Source organism: Micromonospora fluostatini (genome assembly GCF_050410825.1).
GTDB classification, from domain to species: Bacteria; Actinomycetota; Actinomycetes; order Mycobacteriales; family Micromonosporaceae; genus Micromonospora; species Micromonospora rosaria.
Map to the genome: position 1 here is coordinate 334875 of NZ_CP191251.1, position 20117 is coordinate 354991.

At 74.6% G+C, this 20117-nt stretch carries 20 protein-coding genes; 5 read left to right on the forward strand and 15 right to left on the reverse strand.

What is annotated here, in order from left to right; all coding sequences use genetic code 11:
- Positions 1–39 precede the first annotated feature (39 nt).
- Positions 40–1494 carry an argininosuccinate lyase gene (locus ACQUFX_RS01495; protein WP_428964258.1) on the forward strand — a complete coding sequence of 485 codons (1455 nt, stop codon included), beginning with the start codon at positions 40–42 and terminating at the stop codon, positions 1492–1494.
- Positions 1491–2411, forward strand: a complete 921-nt coding sequence (locus ACQUFX_RS01500) for an ROK family protein (protein ID WP_428964260.1) — start codon at positions 1491–1493, stop codon at positions 2409–2411. Before ACQUFX_RS01495 ends, ACQUFX_RS01500 begins: the two co-directional genes overlap by 4 nt.
- Positions 2412–2466: 55 nt before the next feature.
- Here the strand turns inward: ACQUFX_RS01500 and ACQUFX_RS01505 are convergent, their stop codons facing one another.
- The 3 genes from ACQUFX_RS01505 to ACQUFX_RS01515 form a co-directional block, all read right to left on the reverse strand.
- Entirely contained in the window at positions 2467–3162 is a 696-nt protein-coding gene (locus ACQUFX_RS01505; protein ID WP_428964262.1) for a lipoprotein, read from the reverse strand.
- Between the two features lie 84 nt (positions 3163–3246).
- Complete coding sequence (locus ACQUFX_RS01510) at positions 3247–4146, reverse strand: helix-turn-helix domain-containing protein (RefSeq protein WP_428964263.1); 900 nt, start codon at positions 4144–4146, stop codon at positions 3247–3249.
- A 42-nt stretch (positions 4147–4188) separates the two neighbouring features.
- Positions 4189–4557 (reverse strand): winged helix-turn-helix transcriptional regulator, encoded by a 369-nt coding sequence (locus ACQUFX_RS01515; protein WP_428964264.1) that lies wholly within the window; start codon positions 4555–4557, stop codon positions 4189–4191.
- 94 nt (positions 4558–4651) lie between these two features.
- Between ACQUFX_RS01515 and ACQUFX_RS01520 the strand changes: the two genes are divergently transcribed.
- The gene (locus ACQUFX_RS01520; protein WP_428964265.1) at positions 4652–5326 is read left to right on the forward strand and encodes an NAD(P)-dependent oxidoreductase; all 675 of its coding nucleotides are present in this window, start codon (positions 4652–4654) and stop codon (positions 5324–5326) included.
- Positions 5327–5432: 106 nt separating this feature from the next.
- Here the strand turns inward: ACQUFX_RS01520 and ACQUFX_RS01525 are convergent, their stop codons facing one another.
- The 8 genes from ACQUFX_RS01525 to ACQUFX_RS01560 all read right to left on the reverse strand — a co-directional run bounded on the left by ACQUFX_RS01525 (position 5433) and on the right by ACQUFX_RS01560 (position 13720).
- On the reverse strand, positions 5433–6143 hold the full coding sequence (locus tag ACQUFX_RS01525; RefSeq protein WP_428964266.1) for a class I SAM-dependent methyltransferase: 711 nt from the start codon (positions 6141–6143) through the stop codon (positions 5433–5435).
- A gap of 224 nt (positions 6144–6367) precedes the next feature.
- Positions 6368–7594 carry a beta-ketoacyl-ACP synthase II gene (gene fabF, locus ACQUFX_RS01530; protein WP_428964267.1) on the reverse strand — a complete coding sequence of 409 codons (1227 nt, stop codon included), beginning with the start codon at positions 7592–7594 and terminating at the stop codon, positions 6368–6370.
- A 1-nt stretch (position 7595) separates the two neighbouring features.
- Entirely contained in the window at positions 7596–7835 is a 240-nt protein-coding gene (locus tag ACQUFX_RS01535) for an acyl carrier protein (RefSeq protein ID WP_067362079.1), read from the reverse strand.
- A 215-nt stretch (positions 7836–8050) separates the two neighbouring features.
- Positions 8051–8998 (reverse strand): beta-ketoacyl-ACP synthase III, encoded by a 948-nt coding sequence (locus ACQUFX_RS01540; RefSeq protein ID WP_428964268.1) that lies wholly within the window; start codon positions 8996–8998, stop codon positions 8051–8053.
- Positions 8999–9323: 325 nt separating this feature from the next.
- Positions 9324–10493: an ACP S-malonyltransferase gene (locus tag ACQUFX_RS01545; protein ID WP_428964269.1), complete on the reverse strand. Its 1170-nt coding sequence runs from the start codon at positions 10491–10493 to the stop codon at positions 9324–9326.
- A gap of 87 nt (positions 10494–10580) precedes the next feature.
- A complete protein-coding gene (locus tag ACQUFX_RS01550) occupies positions 10581–11813 on the reverse strand; it encodes a PucR family transcriptional regulator (RefSeq protein WP_067362087.1) in 1233 nt (410 codons plus the stop codon).
- Positions 11814–11855: 42 nt separating this feature from the next.
- A complete protein-coding gene (locus ACQUFX_RS01555) occupies positions 11856–12533 on the reverse strand; it encodes a response regulator (RefSeq protein ID WP_428964270.1) in 678 nt (225 codons plus the stop codon).
- Positions 12530–13720, reverse strand: coding sequence for a sensor histidine kinase (locus ACQUFX_RS01560; RefSeq protein ID WP_428964271.1), 1191 nt, complete (start codon positions 13718–13720; stop codon positions 12530–12532). Before ACQUFX_RS01560 ends, ACQUFX_RS01555 begins: the two co-directional genes overlap by 4 nt.
- Positions 13721–13909: 189 nt before the next feature.
- On the opposite strand from ACQUFX_RS01560, the gene ACQUFX_RS01565 reads away from it, so the two are divergent.
- A complete protein-coding gene (locus tag ACQUFX_RS01565; protein WP_428964272.1) occupies positions 13910–14269 on the forward strand; it encodes a hypothetical protein in 360 nt (119 codons plus the stop codon).
- Positions 14270–14409: 140 nt separating this feature from the next.
- On the opposite strand, the gene ACQUFX_RS01570 is transcribed toward ACQUFX_RS01565, so the two are convergent.
- Positions 14410–15063, reverse strand: a complete 654-nt coding sequence (locus tag ACQUFX_RS01570) for a hypothetical protein (protein WP_428964273.1) — start codon at positions 15061–15063, stop codon at positions 14410–14412.
- A 223-nt stretch (positions 15064–15286) separates the two neighbouring features.
- Here ACQUFX_RS01570 and ACQUFX_RS01575 point away from each other — a divergent pair, with 223 nt between their 5' ends.
- Positions 15287–15904, forward strand: coding sequence for a copper resistance CopC family protein (locus ACQUFX_RS01575; RefSeq protein WP_428964274.1), 618 nt, complete (start codon positions 15287–15289; stop codon positions 15902–15904).
- Between the two features lie 69 nt (positions 15905–15973).
- On the opposite strand, the gene gltX is transcribed toward ACQUFX_RS01575, so the two are convergent.
- From gltX to ACQUFX_RS01590, 3 genes are all read right to left on the reverse strand, one after another.
- Positions 15974–17383 (reverse strand): glutamate--tRNA ligase, encoded by a 1410-nt coding sequence (gene gltX / locus ACQUFX_RS01580; protein ID WP_428964275.1) that lies wholly within the window; start codon positions 17381–17383, stop codon positions 15974–15976.
- Positions 17384–17471: 88 nt separating this feature from the next.
- Positions 17472–18749 carry an MFS transporter gene (locus tag ACQUFX_RS01585; RefSeq protein WP_428964276.1) on the reverse strand — a complete coding sequence of 426 codons (1278 nt, stop codon included), beginning with the start codon at positions 18747–18749 and terminating at the stop codon, positions 17472–17474.
- Positions 18746–20077 carry a GH1 family beta-glucosidase gene (locus ACQUFX_RS01590; RefSeq protein ID WP_428964277.1) on the reverse strand — a complete coding sequence of 444 codons (1332 nt, stop codon included), beginning with the start codon at positions 20075–20077 and terminating at the stop codon, positions 18746–18748. Before ACQUFX_RS01590 ends, ACQUFX_RS01585 begins: the two co-directional genes overlap by 4 nt.
- Positions 20078–20117: the final 40 nt, after the last annotated feature.

Sequence of the window (20117 nt, forward strand, 5' to 3'; positions counted from 1 at the left end):
CCGTGCCGACCCGGCCTGGAAGGAAGTAAGGATCTCCTGATGAGCACACCCGCGCTGACCACCTACCAGCGGCACCACCTGCGCCCCACCTACGACCACCACGTCGGGTACCTCTTCCCGGCGATGGTGCGGGCCAGCCAGGCGCACGTGGTGATGCTGACCGAGCAGGGCCTGGTCCCGGCCGAGCGGGGTGCCCGGCTGCTGCGGGGACTGGCCGAGCTGCGCGCCGACCCCGCCGCGCCGCCGGCCTTCGACGGCAGCTTCGAGGACACGTACTACCTGGTGGAGAAGCGGCTCGCGGCGGCCTGCGGAATCCCCACCGCCGACCTCGACGTGCAGATGGCCCGCAGCCGCAACGACCTCGACGCCGGGGTGTTCCGGATGCTGCTGCGCGACCAGGTGGCCGGGGTGCTCGACCGGGTGCTCGCCACCGGCGCGGTCGCCCTGGACCGCGCCCACCGGTACGCCGACGTGGTGATCACCGGGTACACGCACCGGCGGCCCGCCCAGCCCACCACCATCGGGCACGCCCTCGCCGGGTACGCCGAGGCGCTCGCCGGGGAGGCGGTCGCCTACGCCGACCTGCTCGACCAGCTCAACGTCTCGCCGCTGGGCTCCTGCGCGTTCGCCGGCACCGACCTGGACATCGCCCCGGCCCGGGTGGCCGAACTGCTCGGCTTCCGCGCCGTGGTCACCAACTCGTACGAGGCGGTGGCCGGCGCGGACCACCTGGTCCGGGTGGGCACCCTCAACGCCCAGGCGCTGGCCACCGGGGCGCGGCTGGCCCGCACCCTGATGGACTGGCTGAGCTGGCGCTGGGTCACCACTCCCGGCGACTTCACCCAGGGCAGCAGCATCATGCCGCAGAAGCGCAACCCGGTGGTGCTGGAGCACCTGGTGTCGTACGCCGGGCAGGCCGCCGCCGACGCCGCCTCGGTGCTGAACAACGTCGGCGCGGCCTGGTGGGAGGACTCCAACAACGCCACCACCGACGTGCAGGTCCGGCTCTGGGAGAGCAACGACCGCAGCGACCGGTTCTTCGCCCTGCTCGGCGGCTTCCTCGCCGAGATCGAGCCGCTGGAGCCACCGTCGGCGGACGAGATCGTCGCCTCCGGCGCCACCACGACCGCCGCCGCCGACGCGCTCACCCGGCACGGCGTACCGTTCCGGGCCGCGCACTCGGTGGTGGGCCGGCTGGTCCGCGCCGGAGCCCCGGCGACCTGGACCGCCGCCACGGTCCGCGAGGCCGCCGAGGGGCTCACCGGCCCGCTCGCCGACGCCGCGGTCGACGACCTGATCGCCGCCGCCGTCCGCCCGGCCCTGGTGCTGGCGCGGGCCCAGGTCGACGGCCCCGGGACAGCCGCCGTCCGCGCCCAGGTCGACGTCCTGCGCGGCACCTTCGACACGGTGACCGGTCGGCTCGCCGCGCTGCGGGACCGGCTCGCCGCCGCCGACGCCGCCCTCGACCAGACCGCCGAAACGATGGCCCGATGACCGGCGTCCAGGTGGCGGGGCGGTCGGCGGTCCAGGCCGGCACGCCGGGCGGGCTGCTGCTCGGCGTCGACTTCGGCGGCACCAAGATGGCCGTCGGGGTGGCCGACGGCCAGGGCCGGCTGCTGGCCCACGAGCGGGTGCCGACGCACGCCGAACAGGGTGCGCCGCAGGCGTTGGAGCGGGCCCTGACCCTCGCCGCCGAGCTGGTCGCCGCGCACGGTGGCCGGCTGGCCGCCGCCGGCATCGCCTCGCCGGGGGTGGTCCGCCCCGACGGCATCGACCTCGCCCCGAACGTGCCCGGCTGGGAACGGCTGCGGCTGGCCGACGCGGTCCGGGAGCGGCTCGACGTGGGCACCGTCGCGGTGGACAACGACCTGAACGCCGCCGCCCTCGCCGAGCTGCGCCTCGGCGCGCTGCGCGACGCCGACCCCGGCCTGGTGGTCGGGATCGGCACCGGCGTCGCGGCGGCGGTGACGGTCGGCGGCCGGGTCGTCGCCGGGCACCGCGGCGCGGCCGGCGAGATCGGGTACGCGGTCACCGGCGCCCCCTGGCCCGGGACCATGCTGGAGCTGGAGTTCTCCGGCCGGGCGCTGGACCGGCTCGCGGCCGAGCTGGGCGTACCCGGCGGGGCGGCCGGTCTCGCCGACCGGGCCGGCGACCCGGGCCGGTTCCGGGACGTGCTGCTGGCCCGGGTCGACGAGCTGGCCCGGCACCTGGTCACCTGCTGCCTGCTGCTCGACCCGCAGCGGGTGGTGCTGGTCGGCGGGGTGGCCGGCAGCGACCTGATCCGGGGCCTGCTCGCCGACCGGCTCGCCGAGGTGCTGCCGCACCGCCCCGACCTGGTCCTGTCCGCCTTCCCCGACCAGGCCGCCCTGCTCGGCGCGGTCACCCTCGCCCGCGAGGCCGCCCTGGTGTAAGGAAGGGCCCCCTGCAATCGTTTCCGGTAGAGCAGGGGGCCCTTCTTAACACCTGTCAGCCGGCGGCGGCGAGAGTCCCGGTGGCCAGCCGGTACCCGGGCAGCACGTCCCCGGGCTCGGTGATCAGGCTGGTGTTGACACTCAGCAGGACGGTCCGGTCACCGGCCCGGACCGCCAGCGCCCACCCCCGCCGCGCCTGGTCGTCGACCAGCGTGTTGGTGATGGTCCAGGTCGCCTCGACCGCGTCGAAGGCCCCGGCCCGCACGTCCCGGTACTGCGCGTCGGCGACCGTCACCCCCGGCAGGCTGACGCCGTTCATCGTCTCCCCGGGCTGGTGGCCAGCGGCGACGAAGGCCTCCAGGGCCGGTCGGGACTCCACCCCCGGCTTGTCGACCGTCCACACCTGGAAGAAGCCCGACCCGACCTCCAGACCGCCGATCTCGCACCCGGTGGTGGCCCCGCCCCGCCGGATCGATGCCTTCAGCGCGTCGGCGAACTCTCCCTCGTCGGGTACCTCGATACGCTTGGCCTTCATCTCCTCCGGTACCGAGAAGGTGACCGGCAGGTCGCAGCCGCCGCCGGCACCGACCGTGCTGCCGGCCGCCGCCGGCTTGATCTCGTCGTGCCAGGGCGGCCCCCCGACCACCGGGGTGGTGCCGGCGGCGGAGGCCGGGGGATCGGCCGCCTCCGTGGCGCAGCCGGTGGTCAGGATCAGAGCGAGTGCGGCCAGTGCGGCCACGCGTCGATGCATGTCACGTCCTCGTGGATGGTCCCGTCGATGATTCGACGGCGCGAGGATGGTAGCCGGCGCGCGGATGTCAGCCCGCCGCGGCGATCAGCCACGCCGTACCCGCAGGGCGGCGATCAACCACTCCACGGCCGGGACCATGGACGGGAAGGCCGGCCGCCGGTTGAGCACGCCGACGAGTTCCCAGTACCGCTCCACCCGCCGGTCGGTGAAGACGGCCATCCGGTCGGCCAGCGCCACCCGCTCCCCGGCGGGCACCCCGGGGAAGATCCGGTCGACGACCTCCCCGGCGGCGGGGGAGTCCGGCGTGGTCCCGGCGGCGAGGGCCTCCCGGGCGGGGGTCACGTCCGGCAGCGGCTCCGGCGGGGTCTCCTGCTCCGCGCCGGCCACCGCCATCTCGCGGGTCCGGCGGCGGAACTGCGGGTCCTGTACCAGCTCGGCCAGCTCCACCCAGGCGTCCACCTCGGCGTCGGTGGGGTCCTCGGGCAGCTCGGCCGGCATCATCCGCATCGCCTGCGCGATGCCGGCGCCCGGCGGGTCGGTGGGCAGGTCGGCGAAGACCTCCGCCACGAAGTCGTCGATGATCAGTTGCCGCTCCCGGGCGGAGAGGCGGGCCAGGTCGTTCACGAGTCTCAACTCCTCGGTCGTGCCAGCACGTCGGGTGACCGACCGCAGCACCGCCCGGTGCAGCCGCAGCGCCCTGATCTCGGCGTCCAGGGCCCGCACGTGCGCGGTGGCGATCTCCGCGACGGTGGCCTGACGGTCCAGCACGGCCCGGGTCTGCGCCAGCCCCACCCCCAGCTCCCGCAGGGTGCGCAGCAGCTCCAGCCGGGCCACGGCGGTGCCGTCGTACAGCCGGTACCCACCGGCCGAGCGGCCGGTCGGTTCGAGCAGCCCCTCGTCGGACCAGAACCTGATGGTACGGACGGTCAGCCCGGTACGGCGGGCGAGCTGTCCGATGGTGAACAGCTCGGTGCGGTCGTTCACACCCCTCACCCTGGACCCTCCAGCGGCTGGAGACTCAAGTCCTCACCCGTCGCCGGTGTACGCGCGGCGCGCGGCCAGCACCTCGGGCAGGTGCGCGTCGCTCCACCGGCGGGCCGCGTCGAGCAGGTCGAGCAGGCTGCGGCCGAGCGGGGTCAGCGCGTACTCCACCCGGGGCGGGTTCTCCGGGTACTCGGTCCGGGTGAGCAGGCCGTCGCGGCGCATCGCCCGCAGCGTCTCGGTGAGGACCTTCGGGGTCACGCCCCGCAGGGCCGACCGTAGCTCGGTGAAGCGGCGGGGGCCGGACGCGAGGCAGCGCAGCACCATCCCGGTCCACTTGTCGCCGATCTGCACCGGCAGCCCCACTCCCGGGCAGGCGGGGTGGAACAGGTCCGGCGGCAGCGGGTCGCCCATCGACCGAGGGTACCGCCGGTTTCGTTGCGGTAACCGGCCCCCGGTGCCGTACCGTCCGCCGGTCGGCACGATCGAGCGGGGCAGGGGGAGCGGCATGGACGGCATCGTGGTCTTCGGGGCCGGCGGCAGGGCGGGCCGGGCGGTCAGCGCCGAGGCGGTGCGGCGCGGGCACCCGGTCACCGCCGTGGTCCGCGACCCGGCCCGGCACCCCGGAATCGACGTACCGGGGGTCACCGTCGTCGCGGGGGACGTCACCGACCCGGCGGCGGCCGCCCGGCTCCTGCCCGGTCACGCCGGGGTGGTGGCGGCGGTCACCCCGGCCACCGACCCGGCGGCCCTCGCCGCGCTCGACCGATTCGACGACCGGTTCTACGTCCGCGCGGTCGACGCGCTGCTGCACGGGGCCGAGGCGGCCGGCGTACCCCGGCTGGTGCTGGTCGGGCTCTTCGCCACGCTGCGCGACGCCACCGGTCGGCGGGTCCTCGACGACCCGGCCGCCTTCCCCGCCGGGCTCCGGGCGTTCGCCCGCGCCCACGACGCCGGCCTGGACCGGCTCCGCGCGGCCCGGACCCCGGTCGACTGGCTGGTGCTCACCCCGACCGCCACGCTTCAGCCCGCCGGCCCGCGCACCGGCCGGTACCGCACCGGAGGCGACACCGTCCCGACCGACGAGGCCGGCCCGCTCTCCTACCGTGACCTGGCGGTGGCCGTGGTCGACGAGATCGCGTCGCCCACCCACCACCGCACCCGGGTCGCCGTCCACACCTGACCGGCGGCTGACCGTCAGGCCGACCGGTGGGCAGCCGTCGGGTAAGACGGCGGGCGGCCGTCGGGCGGGACGGCGGGCGGCCGTCAGGCGGGACGGCGGGCGGTGGTCAGGTGGGACGGTGGGCGCGCAGCATCAGCGACACCCCGGACAGCCCGCGCACCGGCAGGTACCGCTCGGCCGCGACGACCGCCCGCAGCCCCAGGTTGACCACGGTGGGCACGCCGCCCAGGTCACTGCCGGTGGAGGTACGCCGCCGCCAGGCCGCCACCGGGCGCAGCAGCACGTTCCAACTCCACAACCCGTCCACCACCAGCCCGGCCTTGGCCACCACCGTCCGCAGCGACTCCCGGTCGTACCGGCGGACGTGCCCGACCGCCTCGTCGTGCGCCGACCAGAGCGCCATGTCGGCCGGTACGGCGATCAGCGCCGTCCCGCCCGGCCGCAGCGTCCGACGGATCTCGGCGGCGGCCAGGTGGTCCTCGTCGACGTGCTCCAGGATGTCGAAGGCGACCACCAGCCCCAGGCTCGCCGAGGGCAGCGGCAGGTGCCGGGCGTCGGCCCGGATCACGTCCAGCCCCCGCTCCCGGGCCACCTCGGCCCCCTCGGCGCTGTACTCCAGCGCCACCGGCCGCCACCCGTGATCACGCAGCACCCGCGTGTTGCCGCCGCCGGCCGCCCCGATGTCCAGCGCCCGCTCCGGTCGCGTACCGGTGGCGGCCAGCCGGCGCAGCGCCCGGCCCAGCAGCACCCGCCGTTCCCGGTACCACCAGTGGCTGTCCTCCAGGGCGGCGAGCTTGCGGATCTCGGTCGCTTCCACGACGTGCTCCTCGGTGTAAGGAAGGGCCCCCTGCAATCGTTTCCTGCATAGGAGGGGCCCCTTTTTAACATCCGAAGATGGCCGCCAGGCGTCGGCACGGTGGCGGTGAGTCCTCCGGTTGATCCAATGCAAGGAAGGGCCCCCTGCTAACACCCGTGTGTTAACAAGGGGCCCTTCCTTGCACCCGGCGCCGCCGGCTCGGGGGCGTCGGGGGTGGTGCGTGCTCAGGCCCGCGTGAAGACGAGCGCCACGTTGTGTCCGCCGAAGCCGAACGCGTTGTTCAGCGCGGCGGGGACCTCCAGGTGGCGTGCCTTGTGCGCGGCGACGTCCAGGTCGAGGTTGTCGTCCGGGTCGTCCAGGTTGATCGTCGGCGGCACCACCCCGTCCCGGATGGCCAGGATCGTGGCGATCGACTCCAGCGCACCGGCCGCGCCGAGCAGGTGCCCGGTCATCGACTTGGTGGCGGAGAGCACCGGGTGGTCACCGAGCGCGGCCCGCAGCGCACCGATCTCCAGCATGTCCCCGACCGGGGTGGAGGTGGCGTGCGCGTTGACGTGCACGATGTCCGACGTGGCCACGTCCGCGTCGGCGATCGCCTTGCGGATCGCCCGGATCGCGCCCTCACCCTCGGCGTGCGGCTGCACGATGTCGTACGCGTCGGAGGTGACCCCGGCCCCGGCGAGCCGCGCGTACACCCGGGCGCCCCGGGCGGCGGCGTGGTCGGCCCGCTCCAGGACCAGCACCCCGGAGCCCTCGCCGAGCACGAACCCGTCCCGGCCCTTGTCCCACGGGCGGGAGGCGCGTTCCGGGTCGTCGTTGCGGGTCGACATGGCCCGCATCGAGGAGAACCCGGCGATCGGCAGCGGGTGGACGACCGCCTCGGTGCCGCCGGCCACCACCACGTCGGCCCGGCCGGCGCGGATCAGGTCCAGCCCCAGCGAGATCGCCTCCGCGCCGGTGGCACAGGCGCTGGCCACCGAGTGCACGCCGGCCTTCGCGCCCAGCTCCAGCCCCACCCAGGCGGCGGGACCGTTCGGCATCAGCATCGGCACGGTATGCGGGGAGACCCGGCGCGGGCCGGACTTCTCCAGGATGTCGTCCTGGGCGAGCAGGGTGGTCGCGCCACCGATCCCGGAGCCCACGCTGACCGCCAGCCGCTCCGGGTCCAACCCGGAGTCGGCCAGCCCCGAGTCGGCCCAGGCCTGCTGCGCCGCGATCAGGGCGATCGCCTCGGACCGGTCCAGCCGGCGCAGCTTGACCCGGTCGATCAGCTCACTCGGGTCGACGGCGAGCTGGGCGGCGATCCGTACCGGCAACTGCTCGGCCCACTCCTGGGTGAGCGGACCCACCCCGGAGCGGCCGGCGAGCATGGCGTCCCAGGTCGACGCGACGTCCCCGCCCAGCGGGGTGGTCGCGCCGAGCCCGGTGACGACGACGTCGATGCGACTCATGTCAGGACTGCGCCTCGATGTAGCTGACGGCGTCTCCGACGGTCTTCAGGTTCTGCACCTCGTTGTCCGGGATCTTGACGCCGAACTTCTCCTCGGCGGCGACCACGACCTCCACCATGGAGAGCGAGTCGACGTCCAGGTCGTCGGTGAAGGACTTCCCCTCGGCCACGTCCTCCGGGTTCACCCCGGCGACCTCTTCGAGGATCTCGGCGAGGCCGGTGGTGATCTCTTCACGGGTCATTACGGTGGTTCCTCTCGATACGGTTCGCTCGACGGGCGGCGACGCGCCGCCCGGTCACGTCCGGCGCAGGCACCGGAACGGGTCTACGGGGTACGACCGGCGTCGGCGCCGGACGTCGGGGGTACGCGCCCGGCGCGCTCGCGCCGGACCGCCGGGCAACGAACCGGCGCTCGCGCCGGACCTGCCGGGCACGGAGCCGGCGCTCGCGCCGGACCTCATGGGCAGCGGACGACCTGGCCGGCGTAGGTCAGGCCGCCACCGAAGCCGAACAGCAGGACCGGCGCCCCGGAGGGCACCTCCCGCCGCTCGACCAGCTTGGACAGGGCCAGCGGCACGCTCGCCGCCGAGGTGTTGCCGGACTCGACGATGTCCTTCGCGACGACCGCGTGGGGCATCCCCAGCCGGCGGGCGATACCGTCGATGATCCGGGTGTTGGCCTGGTGCGGCACGAACGCGGCGATCTCCTCCGGGGCCACCCCGGCCCGCTCGCACGCCTGCAGGGCCAGCGGGGCCAGCGAGGTGGTCGCCCACCGGAACACCGACTGCCCCTCCTGCCGGACGTACGGCCGCCAGCCCTCGATGCGGACCGCGTCGCTCTTCTCCGGCACGGAACCCCAGACCACCGGGCCGACCCCGGCGGGCTCGCCCTCACCGGTGGCGGTGAGCACCGCGGCGCCCGCCCCGTCGGCGAAGATGATGCAGGTCGTCCGGTCCGTCCAGTCCACGACGTCGGAGAGCTTCTCGGCGCCGATCACCAGCGCGTTGCGGGACGCCCCCGCGCGGATCGCGTGGTCGACCGTGCCGAGCGCGTACGCGAAGCCCGAGCAGGCGGTGTTGATGTCGTACGCCCCGGGGGCGGTGATGCCGAGCTTGCCGGCGACCCGGCAGGCCACGTTCGGGCTGCGGTCGGCCGCCGTGCAGGTGGCCACGACGACCAGGTCGATGTCGGCGGCGGTGAGCCCGGAGTTGGCCAACGCCTTGTCGGCTGCCGCGGCGGCCATGTCGGCCACCGACTCGCCGCTCTCGGCGATCCGGCGCGAGACGATGCCCACCCGGTCCCGGATCCACTCGTCGTTCGTCGAGACCAGCTGCGCGATCTCGTCGTTGGTCACCACCCGCGACGGCTGGTAGTGACCGAGCGAAACGATCCGACTACCACTCACGCTGCCACCTCGCTGCGCTCCGCGTCCGCATGAGGACCGAGATTGATGATTCGCTCGCTGTGCTCGCTCATGCCGCCACCTCGCTGCGCTCGGCGTCCGCATGAGGACCGAGATTGATGATTCGCTCGCTGTGCTCGCTCATGCCGCCACCTCGCTGCGCTCGGCGTCCGCATGAGGACCGGCCTTGATGATTCGCTCGCTGTGCTCGCTCATGCCGCCACCTCGCTGCGCTCGGCGTCCGCATGAGGACCGGCCTTGATGATTCGCTCGCTGTGCTCGCTCATGGCGGATACCTCCCTGAGGTAGGTGCCCCGGGCCGGCGCGATCATGCGGGACCGCCGATGCGGGCCAGGGGCTGCCCGGGAGCGACCGGGGCGTGGTGGGGGGCGAGCCACCCGGTGAGAATCCCGGTGCCGTGCGCGGTCACCTCGACCGGCCCCTGCCCGGTGACGACCCGGCCGATGACCTCGCCGGTACGCAGGTGGGTGCCCTCGGCCAGCTCGGCGGCCGGCTCGAAGGTGCCCGGCGCGGGGGAGACCACCACCTGGAAGGCGGGGGTGGGCCGCGGACCCGGCGTACCGCCGTGCCGGGCGATCAGGTCCCGGGCGGCGGGCAGGTCGTCGGGGGTGTTCAGGGTGACGATCTCCGGCGCGCCGGCGCCCTTCAGCTCCCGCTTGACCAGGCCGGCGAGCGTGCCGGCCGGCGGGAGCTCGAGCACGCCGGTGACCCCCAGGTCGGCCAGCGTCCGCATGCACAGGTCCCACCGGACCGGGGCGGTGACCTGGCGGACCAGCCGCTGCACCATGTCCCGGCCGTGGCCGACCGCCGAGCCGTCGAGGTTGGACAGCAGGATCCGGGTCGGGTCGGCCGGCGTGATCCCGGCGGCCAGCGCGGCGAGGGTCTCCTCGGCCGGCGTCATGTGCGGGGTGTGGAACGCCCCGGCCACCTTCAGCCGGACCACCCGGGTCTTCGCCGGCGGCTCGGCGGCGAGCTTGTCCAGCCCGGCGAGGGTGCCGGCGGCGACGACCTGGCCGGCGCCGTTGCGGTTGGCGGGGTACAGGCCGGCGGCGTCGACGGCGGCGAGCACCTCGTCGGCGTCACCGCCGAGCATGGCGGCCATGCCGGTGGGCTCCAGCGCGCAGGCGGCGGCCATCTCCCGGCCCCGGACCCCGGCCAGGGTGATCGCCGTCTCGGCCGACAGCACCCCGGCCAGCGCCGTCGCGCCCAGCTCACCGACGCTGTGGCCGGCGGTGACCGCCACGTCGTGCATCGGCAGGTGCTCGGCGGCGAGCAGGGCCGCCGCGACCAGCAGCGGCTGGGTGCGGGCGGTGTCCTTGATCTCCTCGGCGTCGGCCGCGGTGCCGAGGTGGACCAGGTCGACCCCGGCCAGCGCCGACCACCAGCGCAGTCGCGCCTCGGTGCCGGTCAGGTCGAGCCATGGGGTCAGGAAGCCGGGTTTCTGCGAACCCTGGCCGGGCGAGAGGACGGCGAGCACGCTTATGACTCTTCCGGATACTCGGAGGTTGCGCTGTGTCGACGTGCACCAAACCGCACTAGAACCTTTAGAGGGATCCTACAAAGATCAGCGCTGGTCGTCAGACTTCTGGGCGGTTCTGCCGCCGGATGCCGTTTTGGTCGGGCTGCTGGGCACCGGGTCCAACCGTCCGATCGTCAGCGCCATCTGGAGGGTGAACGCGTCCCGGGGGGCGAGCGGGGAGAAGCCGGTCACCTCGCTGACCCGGCGGAGCCGGTACCGCACGGTGTTGGGGTGCACGAAGAGGGCGCGGGCGGCGCTCTCCAGCGTGCCACCGGCGGCGAAGAAGGCGTCCAGGGTCTCCAGCAGTTCGCCGCCGACCCGGACCAGCCCGGCGTACACGTCGTGGCGCAGCCGTCGGCGGGCCTCGGCGTCGCCGGCCAGGACGCGCTCCGGCAGCAGGTCCGCCGCCGGCACCGGGCGGGGCGCGGTGGGCCAGGCCGGGGCCGCCCGGAACCCGGCCAGCGCGGCACGGGCCGACTCGGTCGCCCCGTCCAGGCTCGGCACCGCCGGTCCCACCACGACCGGCCCCTCGCCGAACGCCTCCAGCAGCTTCTCCGTGGCGGCCACCGGGTCGGCCGCGCCGCCCAGCACCACGACCAGCCGGTCGCCGTGCACCCCGCCGATCACCTCCACCCCGATCCGGCGGGCCTGCCGGTAGACGGTGTGCAGCACGGCGGAGACCTCGCCGCCCGGGGAACGACCCACCGCCACCGCCACCGGCGGCGCGTCCGTCCAGCCCAGCGCCGCCGCCCGGCTGGCCAGTACGTCCGGGGAGTCGCCGCGCAGCAGCGCGTCGACCAGCAGCGCCTGCAACCGGGCGTCCCACGACCCCCGGAACTCGGCGGCGCGGGCGTACGCCCGTGCGGCGGCGAAGGCGATCTCCCGGGAGAAGCGCAGCACCACCTCGCGGAGCTGCTGCTCCTCACCCGGGGCGGCGAGCTGCCCGGTCTGCTCCTCGACCACGTCGATGGTGACCTGGATCAGGGCGACGGTCTGCTGGAGACTGATCGAGCGGGCCAGCGAGTGCGGGGCGGTGGCGAAGACCTCGTCGGAGACCTCCTGGCTGCTGTCCGCCGTGCCGCCGCCGTCGCGCAGCCACTGCACCAGGGAGCGGACGCCGGCCTGGGCGACCAGCATGACCCAGGAGCGCTGCTCGGCCGGGAGCGCCCGGAACCAGGGCAGGGACTCGTCCATCCGGGCCACGCTGGCGGTCGCCAGCGCCCCGGCGGCCTTCTCGATGCGCCGTAGCGTCGCCGACAACTCGGTACCAGACCCCACGCCCCCACCCTGCCATCACCGGTACCGCGCGGGCGCGGCGGGTCAGTCGGGTGGCGCGGGCAGGGCCAGTTCCTGGGCCAGGATGGCGGCCTGCACCCGGCTGCGCAGCTCCAGTTTCGCCAGGATCCGGCTGACGTGGGTCTTGGTGGTGCTCTCCGCCATCGCCAGCCGGTCGGCGATCTGCTGGTTCGACAGGCCCAGCCCCAGGCAGGCCAGCACGTCCCGTTCCCGGGGCGTCAGCGTCCCGACCGCCGCCCGGGTCGCCGCCGACGCTCCGGGGGTGGTCGCGGCGAACGCGCTGATCAGCCGCCGGGTCACCGCCGGGGCGATGATCCCCTCGCCGCGTGCCACGGTCCGTACCGCCGCCACCAGCCCCGCCGCGTCGGTGTCCTTGAGCAGGAACCCGGCCGCCCCGGCGCGCAGCGCGCCGAAGACGTACTCGTCGAGGTCGAAGGTGGTCAGCACCAGCACGTCGGCCAGGCCGTCGGCGACGATCTCCCGGGTGGCCGAGATCCCGTCCAGCACCGGCATCCGCACGTCGAGCACGGCGACGTCCGGCCGCAACGACCGGCACAGGCGCACCGCCTCGCGTCCGTCGGCGGCCTGCCCGACCACGGTGACGTCCGGTGTCCCGGTGAGGATCAGGGCCAGGCCCGCCCGTACCGCCTCCTGGTCGTCGGCGAGCACCACCCGCACCGGACCCTCCGACCGCTCGGTCATGTCGCCTCCGTCGTGGGTAGTTCCGCGCGGATCCGCCAGGTGCCGTCCACCTCGTCGGCGGCGAAGGTGCCGTCGAGCAGCACCGCCCGCTCCCGCATCCCGATCAGGCCGGCGCCCGCCCCGGCCAGCCCGTCGCGCCCGGCGCGCACCGGGTTGGTCACCGTCACGACCACCACCCCCGGCCGGTACGCGATCTCCAGCGTCGTCTCGCCGGCACCGTGCTTGAGCGCGTTGGTCAGCGACTCCTGCACGATCCGGTACCCGGCGAGGTCCACCGCCACCGGCAGCGGCCGGGGCACCCCGTCCACCCGGTCGCGTACCGCCAGGCCGGCCGCCCGTGCCCGGGTCACCAGCACGTCCACCTCGCTGAGCCGGGCCCGGGTGGCCTCCTCGGCGAGGTCCGTGCCCGGTCCGTCCCCGGCCGGCTCCCGCAGCAGGCCGATCATCTGCCGCATCTCGGCCAGGCCCTGCACGCTGTTCTCCCGGATCACCCGCAACGCCGAGTCCACCTGCGCCCGGTCCAACCCGGGCACGGAGAGCGCGGCGGTGGCGTGGATGGCCACCGCGCTGAGATGGTTGGCGATCACGTCGTGCAGTTCCCGGGCCATCCGGGACCGCTCCGCGCCGACCGCCTGCCGCCGGTCCCACTCGACCAGCCGGGCGGTCTGCTCGGCCCGGATTCTCTCGGCGGCGGCCTGGTCCCGGTACTGCCGCACGGTGGTCCCGGTCAGCACCGGCAGCAGTCCGACCAGCGCCACCAGCACGCCGAGCGCCACCGCGCGCCAGTCCCGCAGCAGCGCCACACCGACCACCGGGACGACCACGGTCAGCACGACGGTGACCCGCAGCAGCCGGCGCCACAGCCGGGTGGAGCCGTACACGCAGGAGTCGTAGAGCACCTGGGTGTAGACGAGTGAGGTGGCCAGGGAACCGCCGAGGAGCAGGTCCCCGAAGATCGCGGCGGTGCCCAGCGTCAGCCCGGTGCGGGTGGCCACCCGGCGCAGGCCGACCGCCACGCAGACCACCACCAGCGGTACCAGGAAGACGGCCCGTGGCACGACCGGGTACCAGCCGACGCCGGCGCGCAGGCCCAGCCCGTGCAGGACCAGGCCGCCGGCCAGCGACAGGCCGGCCAGCATCAGGTCACGGCCGGCCGTCCCGGACCCGAGCCACGCCGGCACTCGCACGCCGCGATCACACCACACCGGGCGCCGCCGTACCTCCGACCCGGGAACGACCCCGACCGGCCGGGCATCCGTCGAACGGCCCATCCGGTCCGCCCGGCCGGGGGCTGTGTACCGCCTCGGGGCCGGCCAGTACGGTGACAGGGCACGTCGGGGACGATCCTCCGGCGCTGGCGAAGGTGAGGAGACCGGATGGCGCACGGGGAGGCCGAACACGGCTGCGCCCAGGGGGAGAGCTGTCGGCCGGGTCACCACGAGCAGTCGGCAACGGCCACGGCGCACCGCCGGCCCGCCTGCGCCGCGTCCCACCCGGCCCTCTGCCCGGCGTCCCAACCTCTGGAACAGCCGACCACCTGGGCCGGCGAACGGGTCGAGGAGGAGCTGCCGGTGCCCCGGCAACGCACCGGCGAGACGGTCGCCGAGGCCGGCGCGGAGCTGGCCGGCGGTTGCCTCAGTGAACTTCCGGGGTGGGCCGGGGCGCACCGGCACGGGCCGGTCCGACCGCGCCGCCGGTCCGGTCGCCGGGCCCGCCCGCCGCAGCGGTGGTGCTGAGCCCGCCCCGACCACCCGCTGCGCCGCCCGGGTCGCCCCGCTCCGCCGGCTGCGGCCACCGGCCCGCCGGCCGGGGCCGGCCCCCGGCACCGGGTTGGGAGGTCCGGGCGACGGCCCGGCCCCTCGGCCGGGCCACCGGATCAGCGGGTACGGCGGCGGACCAGCAGCGCGATGCCGGCCAGCCCGGCGGTGATGGTGACCACCACCGCGACGTTGAGCAGCAGCAGCCGTTGCAGCTCGCCCATCGTCTCGTCGATGCTCTTGCGCGGGTCGAGCGAGTCGTCGGGGATCACCCGCTCGCCGCCGCCGACCCCGCCGGTGAGGGTGTCGAGTTGCCGCTCCAGCGGGACGCCCGCGATGCGCAGCGTCTCGGACATGTTCAGCCGGCCCAGGAACCAGCCGGCGGAGACCTTGCGGTCACCCGGCTGCTTGGCCGGCCGGTAGACCCGGGGACCACCGGCGGCCTTCGGGTACAGGTCGTAGGTCTGCTTCGGCTCGTCGCCGGCGAGCACGACGACGGTGTACTTCGGACCCAGGTCGGCGGCCTTCGGGCCCTTGCTCTGACCGGTGCGGCCGAGCCAGTTGACCTGGTCGATGACGGCGTTGACGTGGGCCGGCTGCGCGCCGGCGCGCAGTTGCAGCGGTGCGGCCAGACCCTCGCCGGTGATGTCCACCCCGGCCGGTGGTGGCTTCGGCGCGGCTGCCCGCGCCGTGCCGGCGGCACCCAGGGACAGCGCCCCGGCCACCAGTACTCCGGCCAGCACCCGCGACAGTCGCCTCGTCTTCTCGCCCATCGGCCGCCCCCTCCGCCCCGTCGATCGATGGCTGTGCTGCTGCAGGTTACGCGTGTGGTCGTGGACGGACGTGACCGTGCCACGGCCGGTGTCCACCTCAAGGGTTGCAGAACGGCGCCCGATTGCAGCTTTTGGCACAGTAATTGGAACTATCTGCGATCGCGAATCGACCAATGACCAGCCGTTTGATCAGCGGGCGGATCTTACCTTTGCGGAGGTGTTCATGGGGGGCAGGGTGGTACGCGTGGCGCGGGCCTCGCTGGCCGTTCTCGGTGCCGTGCTCGGAGTGACCCTGCTGCTGCCGGCGTCACCGGCCGCGGCACACAACTCGTTCACCGGCAGCAACCCGCGCGACGGGGCCCGGGTGGCGAAGGCGCCCGAGTCCGTCGAGCTGCGCTTCCTGGCGAAGCTGCCGGAGAATACGACGAAGATCACAATCACCGGTCCGGACGAGGCCTCCGCCGTGGGCGGTGAGCCGGAGTTCGCCGGCAGTCGGGTCCGGGTGCCCTTCACCCCCGGCCCGGCCGGGGAGTACACGGTGGCCTACGAGGTCCCCTCGGCCGACGGGCACCTGATGAAGGGGAAGGTCACCTTCACCCTCACCACCGGCGCCCCGGTGGAGCCCACCGCCGAGCCCACCCCCTCGGCGGAGCCCTCACCCAGCCCCGAGCCGGCGGTACCCTCCGCCGAGCCGACCACCGCGCAGCCGGCGGCGAGCCCGGTGCCGGCGGCGGAGAGCAGCACCGACGACGGCCGGCCCTGGCTCTGGGGACTCGGGGGCCTGGCCCTGGTGGGGGCGCTCGCCGCCGGCCTGCTGCTGCGCCGTCGCGCCACCCGCTGACGACCGGACCCCCGCTCCACGACGACCCCGGCCCGCAGCAGCGGGCCGGGGTGGGGCGGGCCCGCTAGGTCAGGGCAGTCGGAGGCGGGCCGCGCGCAGCCGGGTCAGGGTCCGCTCCCGGCCGAGCACCTCCAGCGACTCGAACAACGGCAACCCGACGGTACGGCCGGTGACCGCGACCCGGACCGGCGCCTGCGCCTTGCCCAGCTTCAGGCCCCGCTCCGCGCCGACCGCCTCCAGCGTCGACTTGAGCGTCTCGGCGTCCCAGGTGGCCTGCGCCTCGAAGGCGGCGATCGCGGCGTCCAGCAGCTCGCCGGCGCCCTCCTTCATCGCCTTGGTCCAGGCCGCCTCGTCGATCAGCGGGTCGGCGAGGAAGAGGAAGTCGACGTTGGGCACGATCTCGCTGAGCACCGCGATCCGGGTCTGGGCCAGCGGCGCGACCGCGCCGAACGCCGCCGCGTCGAACTCCTCGGGCTGCCACGGCGGCGGCGGGATGGTGTCGGTGCCGGTCAGCCACGGCTGGCAGGCGGCGACGAACCCGTCGACCGGCAGCGCCCGGATGTACTCCCCGTTGAAGGCGCGCAGCTTCTTCTCGTCGAAGAAGGCGGGGGAGGGGTTCACCTCCGCCAGCCGGAACTCCTCCTCGATCACCGACCAGGGCACGATCTCCCGGTCCCCGGAGGGCGCCCAGCCCAGCAGCATCAGGTAGTTGCGCATCGCGTCGGCGAGGTACCCCTCGTCCCTGTACGCCTCCAGCGCGACCTTGTCCCGGCGCTTGGACAGCTTCTGCCGCTTCTCGTTGACCACCACCGGCACGTGCGCCCAGACCGGCGGCTTCACGCCCAGGGCGTCCCAGAGCAACTGCTGCTTGGGGGTGTTCGGCAGGTGCTCCTCGGCCCGGATCACGTGGGTGATCCCCATGCTCATGTCGTCGACCACGTTGGCCAGCAGGAAGACCGGCGAGCCGTCGCCCCGGGCGATGACGAAGTCCTCGATCAGCTTGTTCTCGAAGGTCGGCTCGCCCCGGATCAGGTCGACCACGACCGTCGCGCCCTCGTCCGGGCTGCGGAAACGCAGCGCCCGCCCCGGCGCCGGCTCCAGCCCCCGGTCCCGGCAGTACCCGTCGTACCCGGAGTACTGGGATCCGCTGCGCGCCTGCACCGCCTCCCGGGTGCAGTCGCAGTAGTACGCCCGGCCACCCTCGTACAGTCGCTGCGCGGCGGCCCGGTGCTCGCCCGCGTACGACGACTGGAAGTACGGGCCCTCGTAGCTGCCCCGCTCGATGCCGATCCAGTCCAGCGCGGACAGGATGCCCTCGGTCCACTCGGGCTTGTTGCGGGCCGCGTCGGTGTCCTCGATCCGCAGCACGAACACCCCGCCCTGCTGCCTGGCGTAGATCCAGTTCTGGAGCGCGGAGCGGGCGCCGCCGACGTGGAACATACCGGTCGGGGAAGGGGCGAAGCGTACACGTACCGTCACGTCCCCCAGCCTACGACCGCCCGCCGTGGGTGTAAGGAGGGGCCCCTTATTAACAGACGTCTGTTAATAAGGGGCCCCTCCTTACACCTCAGGGCACTGAGCGGATCTTCAGGACGAGGGCGCTGCCGAGGAGGGTGACCACGGCGGTGACCGCGTACAGGGTGGGGTAGCCGCCCAGGTGCACGACGATCGGCGCGGAGAGCACCGGGCCGAGGACCTGCGGGGCGCTGTTGGCGATGTTGATGACGCCGAGGTCCTTCGCCCGGTCGGTGGCCCGGGGCAGCACCTGTGTGATCAGGGCGGCGTCCACCGACAGGTACACCCCGTACCCGGTGCCGAGCGCCAGCGCGGCGACCAGCGCCGCCGGCCAGGTCGGTACGGCGGCGAGCAGCAGCGCCGCCCCGGCCATCACCACCCCGGCGACGATCACGTAGACGCGGCGCTTGCCGGAGCGGTCGGAGAGCCGGCCGGCGACGACGGCGGTGAGCATCAGCCCGGTGGTGTAGAGCAGGATCAGGATCAGCAGCGCGCCCTCCGGGTCGGCGTGGCGCACCTTGTCGGTGAGGAAGTACAGCAGGTAGAGGGTGGCCAGGGCGTTGCCCACCTGCACCAGGAACCGGGTGAGCCAGGCCCAGGCGAAGTCGGGGTGCCGGCGCGGGTCGATCCACAGGGAGGCGAGCAGGGCCCGTGGCCGCAGCGGTGGCCGGTGCCGGCGGGGCAGCGGGTCGTCGGCGGTGAGCAGGGCGAACGGCAGCGCCAGCACCAGCACCGCCACCGCGACGGCCAGGTACCCGGCGGCGTTTCCCCGGATCAGGGCGGTGACCAGCACCGCCCCGGCGACCAGGCCGAGCGCCTGCGGGATGCCCACCCAGCCGGCCACCCCGCCGCGCTGGGCGACCGGCACCCGGTCCGGGATGGCCGCGGTGAGGCTGGCCAGCATCGCGTTGAAGCAGACCTGCGCGGCGACCCAGCCGAGCGCCACCCCGAGGATGGTCTGCTGCCGGGCGAGCAGCACCAGGGCGAGCGCGCCGAGCACCGCGCCGCCGGCGGTCCAGACGTGCCGGCGGCCGAACTCCCGCCCGCCCAGCCGCAGGCAGGTCCGGTCCGACCAGGCCCCGGCGAGCGGGTTGGCCAGCACCGCGGCGAGCGCGCCCAGCCCGGTGACCACGGCGAGCATGGCCTCCTTGTCGCCGGGCGCGATCCGCTCCACCTGCTGCGGCAGGAGCACCTGGATGGGGGTGAGGAAGGCCATCCAGACGCCCAGGTTCGCCGCGAAGATCAGCGCGATCCAGCCGCGCCGGACCGGCACGGTCGGCTCGGCCAGCGCCGCCGGCAGGGACGCCGGTGTCGGGTCGACGGTGGTCACGGCCGGTGGGCCGCGATCAGGTCCCGGAACCAGGCGTACGAGGACTTGGGCGTGCGGGCCTGGGTGTCGTAGTCGACGTGCACCAGGCCGAAGCGCTTGTCGAAGCCCTCCGCCCACTCCCAGTTGTCCAGCAGCGACCAGACGAAGTACCCGGTGACGTCCACCCCGGCGTCGAGCGCCGCCCGGACCGCGCGCAGGTGCCCGTCGAGGTACGCGATCCGCTCCGGGTCGTGCACCCGCCCGTCGGCGTCGGGCCTGTCGTCGTACGCGCAGCCGCTCTCGGTGACCTGGATCGGCGGCAGCGCGTCGCCGTACTCGGCGTGCAGCCAGGTCAGCACGGTACGCAGCCCGTCCGGGACCACCGGCCAGTCGCAGGCGGTGCGCGGGTACCCGGTCAGGTCGACGATCTCGAAGGGCAGCGGGGCGTCCGGCGGCGCGGCCCGGATCCCGGTCGGGTTGTAGTAGTTCACGCCGAGCAGGTCGAGCGGGGCGGCGATCACGTCCAGGTCGCCGTCGCGGAGCACCGGGGACTCGAAGCCGGGCGGGTACCCCCGGCCGAACAGCGGGTCGGTGAAGAGCCGGTTGTGCAGCGCGTGGTACGCCGCCTGGGCGGCCCGGTCGGCGTCGGTGTCGCCGGCCGGCACGACCGGGGAGTAGTGGTTGGTGACGGCCACCGCGCCGGCGCCCCGGGCACGCAGCGCGGCGACCGCCAGGCCGTGCCCGAGCAGTTGGTGGTGGGCGACCGGGAGGGCGTCCATCAGCAGGGCGTGGCCCGGGGCGTGCTCGCCGGTGCCGTAGCCCAGGCTCATGTGGATGAACGGCTCGTTGAGGGTGATCCAGAGTTTGACCCGGTCGCCGAGGCGGGCCGCGAGCAGGTCGGCGTACTCGGCGAAGCGCTCGGCGGTGTCCCGGTTCAGCCAGCCGCCCGCGTCCTCCAGCGGCTGCGGCAGGTCCCAGTGGTACAGGGTGGCGACCGGGTCGATCCCGGCGGCGAGCAGGTCGTCCACCAGACGCTCGTAGAAGTCGAGGCCGGCGGGGTTGGCCGCGCCGGTGCCGCCGGGCCGGACCCGGGGCCAGGCGACGGAGAACCGGTACGCCGAGACGCCCAGGTCGGCGAGGAGCGTGACGTCCTCGCGGTGCCGGTGGTAGTGGTCGCAGGCGACGTCCCCGCTGCTGCCGTCGGCGATCCGGCCCGGGGTGCGGGCGAAGGTGTCCCAGATGGACGGGCCCCGCCCGTCGGCGCTCGCGCCCCCCTCGATCTGGTACGCGGACGTGGCGACGCCCCAACGGAATCCGGCGGGGAACGCGGGCATCGGCGCGGTCGTCATGCACCCTCCCAGGACGCGAGCAGGAACGTGAATTGTGCTC

Coding starts and splice junctions, on each gene's coding strand:
- ACQUFX_RS01495 (WP_428964258.1), top strand. CDS start 40: ATGAGCACACCCGCGCTGACCACCTACCAGCGGCACCACCTGCGCCCC.
- ACQUFX_RS01500 (WP_428964260.1), top strand. CDS start 1,491: ATGACCGGCGTCCAGGTGGCGGGGCGGTCGGCGGTCCAGGCCGGCACG.
- ACQUFX_RS01505 (WP_428964262.1), bottom strand. CDS start 3,162: ATGCATCGACGCGTGGCCGCACTGGCCGCACTCGCTCTGATCCTGACC.
- ACQUFX_RS01515 (WP_428964264.1), bottom strand. CDS start 4,557: ATGGGCGACCCGCTGCCGCCGGACCTGTTCCACCCCGCCTGCCCGGGA.
- ACQUFX_RS01520 (WP_428964265.1), top strand. CDS start 4,652: ATGGACGGCATCGTGGTCTTCGGGGCCGGCGGCAGGGCGGGCCGGGCG.
- fabF (WP_428964267.1), bottom strand. CDS start 7,594: ATGAGTCGCATCGACGTCGTCGTCACCGGGCTCGGCGCGACCACCCCG.
- ACQUFX_RS01535 (WP_067362079.1), bottom strand. CDS start 7,835: ATGACCCGTGAAGAGATCACCACCGGCCTCGCCGAGATCCTCGAAGAG.
- ACQUFX_RS01555 (WP_428964270.1), bottom strand. CDS start 12,533: ATGACCGAGCGGTCGGAGGGTCCGGTGCGGGTGGTGCTCGCCGACGAC.
- ACQUFX_RS01565 (WP_428964272.1), top strand. CDS start 13,910: ATGGCGCACGGGGAGGCCGAACACGGCTGCGCCCAGGGGGAGAGCTGT.
- ACQUFX_RS01570 (WP_428964273.1), bottom strand. CDS start 15,063: ATGGGCGAGAAGACGAGGCGACTGTCGCGGGTGCTGGCCGGAGTACTG.
- ACQUFX_RS01575 (WP_428964274.1), top strand. CDS start 15,287: ATGGGGGGCAGGGTGGTACGCGTGGCGCGGGCCTCGCTGGCCGTTCTC.
- ACQUFX_RS01590 (WP_428964277.1), bottom strand. CDS start 20,077: ATGACGACCGCGCCGATGCCCGCGTTCCCCGCCGGATTCCGTTGGGGC.